Genomic DNA, 13,037 nt, shown 5'->3' with positions numbered 1-13,037 from the left:
TGAAGTGAAATTCAAGAAAAATACTTTGCCTGGATGAGTTTTTTCATTTTACGCCAAAAATTTGTTTTATTCGAGAAATTTGTTGTTTATCTATTTTAATTTATGTTTTTCATCAAAATCGCATCATGGAAGATGGCTGAACGCGCATGTCGTGTATAAAAAGCCACACGGCACGCGGCGGGCGTTCTGGCGTGTGGCACGCTTTGTCAATTAGTGAAAAAATGTAATTTCATTGATTGCCATCAAATACGGTGCGCAGGCGCGTGCCGCCGACTGACTCTTGTAAAGGAGCATCATGACTGCCTCTGCCCGGCCTGGACCCTTGCTTGTCATCACCGCAGTCATCTTTATCTTGCTGGGCCTGGCGCTCGTTGGCGGCGGCGCCTGGCTCGTCAGCCTCGGCGGTTCCTGGTATTACGTCGTGGCGGGTATCGGCATGATAGTTGCCGGTGCGCTCGTGTGGAATAGGCGGCGCAGCGCCCAGCTCTTCCTTGCGCTGCTGCTGTTCGGCACCCTGATCTGGTCCGTGATCGAAGTGAAGTTCGACTGGTGGCAATTGCTGCCGCGCCTCGATATCTGGTTCGCCGCCGCCGTCTGGCTGCTGCTGCCGTTCATCGACCGCCGCCTCGATCCGCCGCTGATCGCGGGCGCAAAGCCGCGCGACGCCGGCAAGAGCGCGCTGCTGGCGGCCGTCGTGGTGACGGCTGCCGTGGGCGTGTTCTCGCTGTTCCAGGATTACACCACCTTGCACGGCGAAGTGCCGGCCGAGAACATGGCCGCCGTGCCCGCAGGCGATTTCGCGCCCGGCGTGGCGCCCAACGACTGGGCCGCATATGGCCGCTCCGGCTATGGCGACCGCTATGCGCCGGCCGCGCAGATCACGCCGGCCAACGCGGCGCAGCTGAAACAGGCGTGGGTCTACAACACGGGCGACTTCAAGGGGCCGAACGATCCGGGCGAGATCGCCAACGAAGTCACGCCCCTGAAAGTGAACGGCATGCTGTACCTGTGCACGCCGCATAACATCGTCATCGCGCTGGACCCGGACACGGGCAAGGAAATCTGGCGCCACGATCCGAAGATCAACCGCGACGCGTCCAGCTACCAGCACATGATTTGCCGCGGCGTCGCCTACTGGGACGTCAATGCGGGCCGCGCCAAGGACAGCCCGGCGCCGGAAGCGGCCGGCATGGAATGCCCGCGCCGCATCTTCGCGCCCACCATGGATGCGACCTTGATCGCCGTCAATGCCGATACGGGCGAAGCGTGCAAGAGCTTTGGCGAAAATGGCGTCATCGGCCTGTACCACGGCATGGGCATGAAGAAGCGGGGCTTCCTGATGCCGACGTCGCCGCCGGCCGTGGCGCAAAACGTGGTGGTGATGGCCGCCAGCGTGACCGACAATTTTTCCACCGAGGAGCCGTCTGGCGTGATCCGCGGCTACGACCCCGTCACGGGCAAGCTGATGTGGAACTGGGATGCCTCGAACCCGGACGACACGGCGCCGATTGCCGAGGGGAAAACCTACACCAACAATTCGCCGAATTCCTGGGGCGTGTCCAGCGTGGATGAAAAGCTGGGCATGGTCTACATTCCGATGGGCAACGAAACGCCCGATACGTGGGGCGGCAACCGCAACCCCCATGGCGAAAAATACAATAGCGCCATCGTCGCGCTGGACCTGGCGACGGGCAAGGTGCGCTGGGTGTACCAGACCGTGCACCACGACATCTGGGACATGGATATCGGCGGCCAGCCCACCCTGGTCGACATCGACACGCCGAAAGGCAAGGTACCGTCCGTGGTGGCCACGACGAAACGGGGCGATATCTATGTGATCGACCGGCGCGACGGCAGCCTGGTCGTGCCGGCGCCGGAAAAACCCGTGCCGACGGCCAACGCGGCCCCCGGCGACAAGCTGTCGCCCACGCAGCCATTCTCGGCCCTCACTTTCTTGCCCGAGAAAAACATCAGCGAAACGGATATGTGGGGCACGACGCCGTTCGACCAGCTGGCGTGCCGCATCATCTTCCGCCAGCACCGCTATGAAGGGCCGTTCACGCCGCAAACGGTGGCCGAAGGCAAGATCAAGGGCGCCATCATTTCGCCCGGTCCGCTCGGCATCTTCGAGTGGGGCGGGGCGGCCGTCGATCCCGTGCGTCAGTTGCTGCTGGTCAACCCCGACTACATGGGCTTCCTGGAACGCCTGGTGCCGCGCGCGCAAGCCAATGCGCCGGGCGGCACGGGCACGGAAATGGGCTTGCAGCCGCAGACGGGCGTGCCGTTTGCCGTGGAAATCAAGCCCTTCCTGTCGCCGCTGGGCTTCCCATGCCAGGCGCCGCCCTGGGGCTATATCGCCGCCGTCGACTTGCGCACGATGAAAAAAGTGTGGATGCACAAGAACGGCACCACGCGCGACAGCGCTCCCGTGCCCATCGCCTTGCCGCTGGGCGTGCCCAGCCTGGGCGGCATCAGCACCACGGGCGGCGGCGTGGCCTTCCTCAGCAGCACTCTCGACTACTACATCCGCGGCTACGACGTGCGCAACGGCAAGACCGTATGGAAAGCCCGCCTGCCGGCCGGCGGCCAAGCTACGCCGATGAGTTATGTCTCCGACAAGACGGGCAAGCAATATGTGGTGGTGATGGCCGGCGGCCACGGTTCGCTGGGCACGAAGATGGGCGATAGCCTGGTGGCGTTTGCCTTGCCGGACGAGGCGGTGAAGGAGGCGGGGAAAGGGAAGTAAGCGCTACGCATCCGCGGCATGGACCGGCCATGCCGCGGATGCGCTGCCATTGAAGCGTTCGACCTTATTGCAAGCGGCGATTCAAGACGATCAGTTCGGCATTGCCCGCGTTATCGTCTGCCATCGGGTAGAGCACTACCGCATAAGCACGATCGCTCGTCTTGTTGATGCTTGAAATGATCAAGTTGTCACGGGGTATGGACAAAAGCTCGTTGGTCAGCAAGTTCCTGTAGCCTTGCTCATCTTTGCTATAGAAGATTTCCAATAACTCATCATTTTTCGTGGTCAGCCAGCCATTTCCAAACTCGCTATTGAAGCGGGTGATGAAAGTGTCGTCGGCGATGTTGACCGGTTGCCATGTATTGAACAATGGGTCAGCAAAATCCACCAATTCAATGACGGCACTTGCACCATTCTCATCTATTTTCTGGATAACGAGCTTGTCTTTTTCCTGCGCCAGCAGATAAGAATTCCCATCGAAGGAAGCGCTTAATATCTGCAAGACATAGATGCCATCCGAGTCGATTTCGCGATGGCGAATCACATTGCCTTTTTCATCAAGCTCCCGGTGCAGCAGCAGGCTGCCTTCATTGGCCAGCAAATGAATCGCCTTGTTGGCAATGCTGATTCTGTTATTTGCGGGCAATGGGATCTTGATATTGTTTTTCTTTTTTAGTTTTCCATTGATAAATTCGATGGCCAGGATCTTATCGGGTTTGCTGTCATAGAAATCCACATCGTGAAATATCGAACAGGTTTCCGTTGTTCCAATGAAGGTTCCTGTAAATGGACGGCTGCCCTTCGGTATTTCCACGTCTTCACGATCAAAGATGGGAATGCTGATTTCCAATTCCTTGTCAGGATGATAGGGGATGACGGACACATAGTTTTCCTGAGCCGGACTCAGGAACAATGTCGGCAAGATGCCGTCATCCTCGATGTAGTTGTCGATATTGCCATCAATCCCGACCACCGTATAAATCAGCTTGTACGTGCCATTTTTCCCGTATACATAGTTCGCCAGCAGCGTCTTTTCAGCAAATGCAATGCTGTCTTTTGCCGATACCTGTGTTTCAGCGACGAGCGTTGTCATGGTGCACAAGTCGCCCTGTATAACAGACGATGCATAGAGCGTTACCTTGTCGAGGTTTTTCATGCGTCAGATTATCTCCGTGTCTTATTGCGTGGCCAGTCCCAGCTTCAGTCCCACCAGCTTGCCCGGCGCGGCATCCGTTTTTTCCGGCACGCCCGCGCTGACCCTGGCCGCCGGCGTGCCGTCCTGCTGCAGGGCCGCCAGGATGGCTGCGCTGCGCTGGGCGCCCAGCTTGCTCAAGGCGTCGGCAGGCAGGGGCTGTTTGGCTTCCAGCTGCTCGCGCAAGCCGTTGTAGAAGGCGCCCGTGTCAGCCACTTGCGGCTCGCCCTCGATCAGCTTGCCCAGGCGTTGCAAGACGGGGATCTTGGCTGCCGCCGCAGCGGAGGCGCTGGCGGAGGCTACCGCCGCGGTGGCTGGTACGGCCGATTCCGCCGCCTTTTTCTGCTTGTCCAGCTCAGCCTTGCCGAAGCGTTCGCCGTACAGGTCGCGCAGGGCGCTGCGTATCTTGCGTTCGCCCAGGTTCAATGGTCCCGGTTCCTCGCCCGCTTCCAGCTTGATGCCGGCCTTGGCGGCGACGGCGCGGCGCACGGCCTGGGCGCGCAGGGCGGCCGCATCCGTGTCGCTGTACTGGCCCGGCACGGCCAGCTTCAGCTGTTCGCGCTTGGCGAGGATGTGCGCCACCTGCTTGAGCTTTTCCCGTTCCGGCGGCAGCAGCACGGCGCTGCCCGCATCGAAGTCGATGGCTTCGAGCTTGTCGGCGCTGATGCCCAGCAAATTGCCCAGCGCGCGGAACGGCGCCGTGACGATCTTCGTCAGCACATTGCCCACGGCTTTCCAGATCAGGGCGCCATAGCTGAATTGCGGGTCGTTCATGTCGCCCGACACGGGCAAGCCCAGGTCGATGCGCCCGTCGCTATCCTTGAGGATGGCCAGCGCCAGTTCCAACGGCAGTTTCAAGGCGTCCGGGCTGTCGATGCGCTCGCCCAGGGTCAGCTTGTCGAGCACGATCTGGTTGGTGCCGTCCAGCTGACGGTTGCGCACCTTGTATTGCAAGTCCAGCGAAATCTTGCCTTCAGCCACCTTGTAGCCGGCGAACTTCATCGTGTACGGCGAAGCGGACACCATGTCGACATTCTTGAACACCACGTTCAAGTCCGTGTTGTCGGTCGGGGCGAACGGATTTAATTGACCACGCACGCGGGCCAGGCCGAATTCGTCGATGCGGCCGTCGAGTTCGATCTGGCTGCGCGCATCGCGCTTCGTCGACAGGCCCGTGACGACGCCATTCAATTCATATATCTTCGCGGCGAACTGGGGCCGCAAGCTCAGGTCGGCAAAGTCCAGCTTGGCATTCTGCAGGCGCACGCGGCGCACGCGCACGGGGAAGGCGGCGTCGGCGGCCGGCGTGGCGGTAGCCGACGGCGCGGGTGCGGCCGGTTCCGGCGCTTTCACCAGCAAGCGCTGCGCGTTCAGGCTGCGGTCGTTTTCGATGATCAGCTGGGCGTTCGGTTCCACCACGCGCAATTCGGGGATGTCGACAAAATCGGGGCCCACGCTGGCTGTCAGCTTGTCGGCGCGCACGCTTTTCCACGAGGCAAAACGCTTGCCATCCGTTTCATTGAGCACGAGGCCGGCGATGTCCACGCCGCCCACATAGCGTACTTTCGGCGCTTTCGGCGCGCCGCCGCCCGTCGTCAGGCGGCCGCTGCCGGAGAGCGAGCCGCCCGCCAGCTTCAGTTTCAGATGTTGCGCCAGCAAGGGTTGCACGGGGGCCAGGGGCAGTTGTTTCAAATTCAATTGCGCATCGACGGCGCCCGTGCCCGGCACGAACTTGCCGTTGGCAGTGAGCAAGCCGCCTTCGCGCAGGCCCACGCCCAGCTCGAACGGCAGCGCCTGCTGCATATCGTTGCTGACGTTCTGCAGGGACAATCTGGCATCCTGCAGATTGCCCTTGATGCCAGTGCCCGCATCGTCGAAACGGGCGCCGAACTTGCTCAGCTCTACCTTGTCTACCTTGGTGGACCACGGCGCGGATGGCGCGTCCTTGGCCGGGTCGGTTTTGCCGGAGGTAAACACGGGCAGCTTTTGCGCAATCGCAAATTCGCCCTGGCGGTTGCGCGCCAGGTCGATCTGCGCGCCGCTGGCCGTCACGGAACCCAGGTGCACGGCATGCGCCGCCAGGTCGATCTTGCCTTCTGTAAAGCCCAACTGGGCCAGCTTGAACGGGGTTTGCGCCCCCCGCTGCATGGCGAGGTCGGCCAGGCTGAAGCTCGCGCCGTCGATCACGGTGGCCATGCCCGCTGGACCTTGCTGCAAGCCCAGTTGCAGCTGCAGTTGTAATTGTTTCGCGCTCAGCTGCAAGGCTGGCGAGACGGTTTCATCGATGGCGGACACGTCCACATTGGCCAGCGCCAGCTGTTTTAAATCCACCTTCCATTTGCCAGGCTTGGCTGGTGCGGCTGGCGCGGTGGCGGCGGGCGCGGGATTACCCGGCAGCATCAGGTTCGCCACGTCGATCTCGCCCTTGCTGTCGCGGCGTACGGCCACCTTGCCGCCATACAAGTTGATTTTATCCACGGTGACGCTCTGGCGCGCCAGGTCCACGTTCACGCCGGCGACGCCCAAAGTATTGAGCGAAGTAAATGCTTCTCCCTTGCCGTCGCGCACCAGCGCCAGGTCGCGCAGGGCCAGGCCCGCGCCTTTGACGCTCGCTTCCAGCTTGCCGTCCGCATAGGAAAAGGCGTAGGGCAGGCGCGCCGACAATTGTCCGCTCGTCACCGTGGCGCGCGTATAGGCTTTCAGATACGCGGCCAGGCCGGGCAGGGAAGCGTCGTTCAATATCAGTTCGCCTTCACCCCGGATCGGGCTGAGCGAGGCCGTGCCGCGCCAGTGCAGCTTGCCGCCGCGCGCCGCGTCGGCGCTGAGGCTGTAGCTGCCGTTGGCGTCGGGCAGGGTCGAAATATTGTCGAGCGTAAAGTTGATGGGCGTGAAGTTGTCTGCATAGCCCGCCTTCTGGTCGTGCCAATCCACTTTGCCTTGTTCCAGCGCAAAGTGGGCGATGACGAGGCGCGGCATGCCGCCTTCGCTTTTTTCCGGATGGTTGCGTTGCCAGGTGGCCAGCACTTCGGCCAGGTTGAACTTGCCGTCCGGCGTGATCGTCAGCTGGGCTTGCGGCGCCGTGATGCGGATTTCCGCCAGGCTCCAGGCGCGGCGCACGATGGATTTCCATTCCAGTTGCACGGCCAGGGCGCCGATGGACAGCAGCGGTGCGCCGTCCTTGCCATCCGCGCCGGCTGCTTCCTTGAAAGCGATCTGGTCCGCTTCCAGGCGCAGGGTAAACGGGTTGAAGCGCACGTCGGCGATGCTGGCCTGGCGCGCGAGTTCTTTCTCGGCAAATTTGGGTAGCTGGTGCTTGATGACGTAGGGCACCAGCCAGAAGCCGGCCGCGCTGTAGGCGGCCAGGGCGCAGCCTGTGCCAACGGCCCAGCGCTGCCAGCGTTTCCAGCGAAATGTTTTCGTCTGCACGCTTTTGTTGTCGATTGTATTCACAAACTTACCTTTTGATCTTGTTGGGCGGCACATCTTGCACGCCGTGACTGTCAGTATGCCTCTTTGCGGCTGTGTCTGCAAAATCCAGACGTGTTCAAGTGATAACAGGCGGCCTGGCGGACTGTTTATCTTATGAAATTCTCAGATTCTCACAAATTGTCACTTATTTATTGCGAATGATTCTCGTTACGGATATTATGCGCGGTAACTTGAAGTTTCCTTCTATCACTGTTCTCTGTTGAAAGACCCGTTTATATGCGCGCAGCTTTTCCTTCCTTGCAACTACTTCCAGTGGCAGCCGCCTTGTCGCTGGCTTTCGCTTCCCACACGGCCTGCGCCGCCAATGGCGCCAACGGCCAGGACGACTTGACGGCTGGCGATGAGAAAGTCATGCAGGCGGTGCAGGTGACGGGTGCGCGCGCGCAAGGCCTGGTGCCGACCACCACCGAGGCGGGCAGCTTCCGTGGCGCCAACATCATGGACGTGCCATCGACCGTCAACGTGATCACGCGCGAATTGCTGGAGCAGCAAGCCGTGTCCGGCCTGTATGACGCCGTGCGCAATACGGCGGGCGTGACGCGCCAGCAAAACGGCGGCGATACCTGGGACCAGTTGGTGGTGCGCGGCATCGCCGTGGAAAACCGCACGAATTACCGCCTCAATGGCTCGCTGCCCATCATGAACTTTTCGCAAGTATCCATGGAAAACAAGGAGCGCGTGGAAGTGCTGAAGGGCGCCTCGGCCCTGTATTACGGCTTCACCTCGCCGGCTGGCGTGGTCAACTTCGTCACCAAGCGCGCCGGCAGCAAGCCCGTCACGAGCATGGGCCTGAGCCTCGATGACCGGGGCAGTGCCGTGGCAAACGTGGACATCGGCCGCCGCTTTGGCGCGGAGCAGGAATTCGGCGTGCGCGTGAATGCAGCCGGCGGCACCCTGGGTTCATGGCTGGACAATGTCGGCAACGGCAACCGCAGCTTCATTTCTACGGCGCTGGACTGGCGCGTGACGAACAAACTGCTGCTGAAAGCGGACCTGGAATACGACCGCCGCCGGGTGACGGAGCAGGCGGGCGTGGCCTTGCCCACGGCCGTGAAAGGCGTGATCAGCTTGCCGCGCGCCGTCGATCCGCGCAAGCTGATCGGCCCCGACTGGTCGAATTTCGAGGCGCAAACGAAAAACGCGCAATTGCGCGCCGACTACGCCATCACGGATGGCTGGGCCCTGACGGTCGAGGCGGGTCACTCGGAAACGGCGCGCGACCGCCGCCTGGCCATCTTCCGCCTGAACAATGCGGCGGCGCTGGCCACGGGAGCGGGCCGCATCACGGGCAATATGCAGCATCACGTGACGGCGTCGGACTTGCTGCGCGCGGAACTGGCCGGCACGTTCAATACGGGTTTCATTGCCCATGAACTGACCCTGGGCGCCTCGCGCACGGACAAGTCGCAAGATCCTATCTACCAGAGCAACTATACTATCGCCTCGCAAAACCTGTACAACCCCGTGCCCGTGACAAATGTCGTGTTCGGCCCGAAGCCGACTTCGCCGACGACGGCCGCGCTGGACACGCGCGACACGGGCCTGTATGCGCTCGACCGCATGGTCTTCAGCCCGCAGTGGCAAAGCGTCATCGGCGTGCGCCGCACCAGCTATCAAAGCGACCAGGGCGCCAGCCACTATGACGTCAGCAAGACGACGCCCATGGTGTCGCTGGTCTACAAGCTGACGCCGGCCATCTCGTTCTACGCCTCGTCGGCGCGGGGGCTGGAAGAGGGCGAGACGGGCCCGACGGGCACCGTCAACCAGAACGTCAAGATGGCGCCCGGCGTGAGCAAACAGAAGGAACTGGGCGCGCGCTGGCTGACGCCGGGCGGCACCCTGGTGTCGGCCGCGCTGTTCGACATCACGCGTCCCGGCTATTACACCAACAGCAGCAATGTGTTCACCTCGGATGGCGAACAGCGCTACCGTGGCCTGGAACTGTCGACCCAGGGCAAGCTGACGCGCCAGCTGTCGTGGCAAACGTCGGCCCAGTTCCTCGACCCGAAATTCGAGCACATCAACGCCGACTACAACGGCAAGGCGCCGGAAAACGCGTCGAAACGCACGGCCAGCGCCTTCCTCGCCTACGCGTTCGACGCCGTGCCGGGCCTGTCCGTCAATGGCGGCGCGTATTACTACAGCGCCCGTCCCGTCAACGACCTGAACCAGGCATTCCTCGGTGGCGTGACCTTGTTCAGTGCCGGCGCCCGCTATGCCAGCACGGTCATGCACAAAGCCGTCGTCTGGCAGCTGAACGTGGAAAACGCGGCGGACAAGCGCTACTGGGCTGGCGCCGGCACGCGTCTGGCGTCCGGCGCGCCGCGCGCCATCAAGCTGAGCATGAAGGTGGACCTGTGATGCGTCTCGTCAAAACCGCGCTGGCGGCGGCACTGCTGGCAGGCACCTTGCATGTGCAGGCGGCGCAGACTGCACCTGGCAAGCAGGTGTTGCTGGTGGTGCGCCTGGAAGGCAAGAGCCTGCCTTTCGACCAGAAAATCAAGGAACACCTGGAATCGCGCGGCTATGCCGTCACGCTGCACAGCCAGTACGCGCCCGTGTCCGGCGCACAAGGCAAGGACCTGGTGATCCTGTCGTCGACCATCCGGGGCCGCGACCTGCTGGGCGCCTACCGCAACGTCACGGTGCCCGTGCTGACGTGGGAAAACGATTTGTATGACGACCTGTCGATGACGGGCAAGCGGGCCGGCGTGGACTATGGCACGGTGGAAAAGTCGCGTTATGTGTGGCTGGTCAACGCGCCCCACGCGCTGGCAGGCGGCTTGCCGGCCGGCACGGTGGACATCTATCAGAAACAGGCGACCATGAGCTGGGGCAAGCCTGGCCTGGGCGCGACGACCATCGCCACCATCTATGGCGAGCCGGAAAAAGCCGCCATCTTCGGCTATGAAAAGGGCTCCACCATGGATTATGACAGCCTGGCGCCTGCGCGCCGGGTCAGTTTCTTCCTCGATAATGAAACCTTCACGAATCTGTCGCCGGCCGGCTTGCGCCTGTTCGACGCGGCCGTGGACTGGGCCAGCGATGGCAAATAGCCCATCCTTGCCGCTGGCGGCGCTCATGCTGGCCATGTCCGCATCGGCAGCGGGCGCAGCCGCACTCGACCCCGCCTTGCCCGCCTACGCGCCGCAGCCCGTCAAGGTGCCGGCCACGGCCGGCTACCTGGACCGCAAGACGGGCGCGGCCATGATAGGCGGCGCCGAACACGTGGCTACCGTCGTTGGCCAATGGAATGCCCTGTTTGCGGCCAGCCATCCGGGCATCGTCCTGGGGTTTGACGGCAAGGGTACCAGCAGCGCCGTGCCGCTATTGATGCACGACAAGGTGCTGTTCGGCGCCATGGGCCGCGCCATCAATCCCATCGAGCTGGTGCCATACCGCAAGATCGTGGGGCGCGACGCGCTGGAAATCCGCATTGCGCACACGGCATCCACGCCGGGCGAGCACCTGGCCACGTCCTTGGCCGTGTACGTGAACCGCGCCAATCCCTTGACGCAGCTGACGGCGGCGCAAGTGTCGCAAATTTTATCTATCGGCAATCCAGGCGGCGACTTCAGCCGCTGGGGACAGCTGGGCTTGAGCGGCGAATGGCGCGAGCGCGCGATCCACCCGTACGGCACGGCCGCGTACACGGGCTTTGGCGACTACTTGCAGCGCGAACATTTCCAGGGCAGGGCGCTGGCAGCCAGCCACGAAGAGCTGGGCAACACGGCCGCCATCACGGGCCGCATCGCGCAAGACCCGGCCGGCATCGGCGTGGCCGCGCTCGGCGTGCCGCACCCGCAGCTGCGCCAGCTGGCCATCGTGGGCGCGGATGGCCAGCCAACGACGGGCACGGACGAGGAGGTGGTCGCGCAACGCTACCCGTACGGCCGCTACGTGTACCTGTACGTGCGCCGCTTGCCGGGCCACGCCGTCGATCCGCTGGCAAAGGAATACCTGCGCCTGGTGTTGTCGCGCGAAGGACAGGCGATCATCGCCGCGCAGCCGGGCGGCTATCTACCCCTGACGGCCGCGCAAGCCAGGGCTGAACTGGAGAAACTCGAATGACGCCGTTGAACAAGACCGCACTGGCCGTTTGCTGCGTGCTGGCGGCCGCCGTGCAGGCCTCGCCCCTGGCCGTTGATCCCGCGCAAACCTATGTGAACCGTGACGGCACGGTGGCCATCGTCGGCAATGATGGCCTGGAAGAAGTGATTACGCAGTTGAACGTGCTGTTTACGCGCAAGCATCCGCAGGTGCGCTTCAGCCTGCGCATGGAAGGCTCATCGGCCGGCATGCCCGCGCTGACGGCGGGCGCCACGGCGTTTGCGCCGCTGACGCGCGACATGTGGCCGGGCGACCAGGCGGCATTCCGGCAAGTCTTCGGTTACGACGCCACTCCCGTGCGCATCGGCTACAACGGCCACGGTCCCCGTCCGCCGGCCAAGACGCCGCCCGCCGTGTACGTGCACCGCGACAACCCGCTGGCGGGCTTGACGATGGAGCAGCTGGGCCAGGTATTCACGGCAGGCGCACCGGGAGGCGACGCCAACCTGTGGTCGCAGCTGGGCGCGACAGGGGACTGGGCGCCGCGCCGCATCCACGCCTACGGCTTGCGCGACGATGGCGGCTTCGCCACGGGCTTGCGCCATGCGCGTTTCGGCAAGCGTCCGTTTGCCGCCAGGTACGAGGCGCTGGCCTCGCGCGAAGCCGTGATCCGCGCCGTGGCCGCCGACCGCTATGGCATTGCCGTGCTGGGCTGGGTCAATGCGGCACCCATCTCGGACCAGGTGCGCGTGCTGCCGCTGGCGGCGGCCCGGGGCGGGCCATACTACGGTCCCGACAAGGCCACCGTGCGCGCCGGCAAGTATCCATTGACCATGCCCGTGCAGCTGTACGTGAACCGCGCGCCGGGCAAGGGGCTCGATCCGCTGGTGAAAGCGTACTTGCAGCTGGCCCTGTCGCCGCAGGGACAAGCCATCATTCTGGCCCAGCAAGATAGCGAAGAGGGCTACTTGCCGCTCAGCGAACAGGACTTGCAGGCCGAGATCAAGAAACTGGACGCTTTGTAAAGTTTCTTTGACCACATGGCTGGCTGCAGGGCAGGGCGGCCGCTATAATGCCGCCATGTTTATTCGCCAAGGCCGCGCCGTCGTCGTCCTGTGGATCGCATGCCTCGCCATCCTCATGGCCGCGCTCGCCCCTACCTTGTCGCGCGCGTTCACGGTCGCCAGCGGCCAGGCCGTGCCCAGCTTCGAGATTTGCTCGGTGGCGGGCGGCATGAACATGCTGCCCGTGAAATTGTCCACGGACACGCCCGATCCCGCCAAGGGCGGCATGCGCATGGGCGATTGCCCGTGCTGCAGCATGCATGCCGACACCCTGGCGATACCGCCCACCTCCCTCGTGCTCGCTTCCGGCGAACTGATCACGGGCTTGCTGCCCGAGTTGTTCTACCAATCCGCCACGCCATTGTTCGCCTGGACGCCCGTCCAGCCCCGTGGCCCGCCCGCCGCTTTCTGATCTGTCCTTTCCCTGAACGGCCTTGCCTCGCACCCGTCGTGCGCTGGCGCCTGTTCGTCTTGCCCATACAGAAACTGAAAGCAG

At 63.0% G+C, this 13,037-nt stretch carries 8 protein-coding genes; 6 read left to right on the top strand and 2 right to left on the bottom strand.

Annotation, left to right across the window (positions count from 1 at the left end):
* Positions 1-295 precede the first annotated feature (295 nt).
* A complete protein-coding gene (locus tag CLU94_RS00790; protein ID WP_099664206.1) occupies positions 296-2,746 on the top strand; it encodes a membrane-bound PQQ-dependent dehydrogenase, glucose/quinate/shikimate family in 2,451 nt (816 codons plus the stop codon).
* 64 nt (positions 2,747-2,810) lie between these two features.
* Here CLU94_RS00790 and CLU94_RS00785 read toward each other — a convergent pair whose 3' ends face one another.
* Positions 2,811-3,902 (bottom strand): hypothetical protein, encoded by a 1,092-nt coding sequence (locus CLU94_RS00785; protein ID WP_099664205.1) that lies wholly within the window; start codon positions 3,900-3,902, stop codon positions 2,811-2,813.
* Positions 3,903-3,923: 21 nt separating this feature from the next.
* Positions 3,924-7,388 carry a DUF748 domain-containing protein gene (locus CLU94_RS00780; RefSeq protein WP_257218625.1) on the bottom strand — a complete coding sequence of 1,155 codons (3,465 nt, stop codon included), beginning with the start codon at positions 7,386-7,388 and terminating at the stop codon, positions 3,924-3,926.
* Positions 7,389-7,643: 255 nt separating this feature from the next.
* On the opposite strand from CLU94_RS00780, the gene CLU94_RS00775 reads away from it, so the two are divergent.
* From CLU94_RS00775 to CLU94_RS00755, 5 genes are read left to right on the top strand one after another with little or no spacing between them, the layout of a single operon-like run.
* Positions 7,644-9,788 carry a TonB-dependent siderophore receptor gene (locus tag CLU94_RS00775; protein WP_257218624.1) on the top strand — a complete coding sequence of 715 codons (2,145 nt, stop codon included), beginning with the start codon at positions 7,644-7,646 and terminating at the stop codon, positions 9,786-9,788.
* Positions 9,788-10,483 (top strand): hypothetical protein, encoded by a 696-nt coding sequence (locus CLU94_RS00770; RefSeq protein WP_257218623.1) that lies wholly within the window; start codon positions 9,788-9,790, stop codon positions 10,481-10,483. Before CLU94_RS00775 ends, CLU94_RS00770 begins: the two co-directional genes overlap by 1 nt.
* Positions 10,473-11,498: a PstS family phosphate ABC transporter substrate-binding protein gene (locus tag CLU94_RS00765; protein WP_099664203.1), complete on the top strand. Its 1,026-nt coding sequence runs from the start codon at positions 10,473-10,475 to the stop codon at positions 11,496-11,498. The genes CLU94_RS00770 and CLU94_RS00765 overlap by 11 nt, the downstream gene beginning before the upstream one ends.
* Positions 11,495-12,502 carry a PstS family phosphate ABC transporter substrate-binding protein gene (locus CLU94_RS00760; protein ID WP_099664202.1) on the top strand — a complete coding sequence of 336 codons (1,008 nt, stop codon included), beginning with the start codon at positions 11,495-11,497 and terminating at the stop codon, positions 12,500-12,502. The genes CLU94_RS00765 and CLU94_RS00760 overlap by 4 nt, the downstream gene beginning before the upstream one ends.
* A 55-nt stretch (positions 12,503-12,557) precedes the next feature.
* Positions 12,558-12,953 (top strand): DUF2946 domain-containing protein, encoded by a 396-nt coding sequence (locus tag CLU94_RS00755; protein WP_143451320.1) that lies wholly within the window; start codon positions 12,558-12,560, stop codon positions 12,951-12,953.
* Positions 12,954-13,037: the final 84 nt, after the last annotated feature.

Source organism: Janthinobacterium sp. 13 (assembly GCF_002749695.1).
GTDB lineage: Bacteria > Pseudomonadota > Gammaproteobacteria > Burkholderiales > Burkholderiaceae_D > Janthinobacterium > Janthinobacterium kumbetense.
The sequence above is the reverse complement of the archived record's forward strand: the minus strand, read 5'-3'. Positions and strand labels throughout refer to the sequence as shown.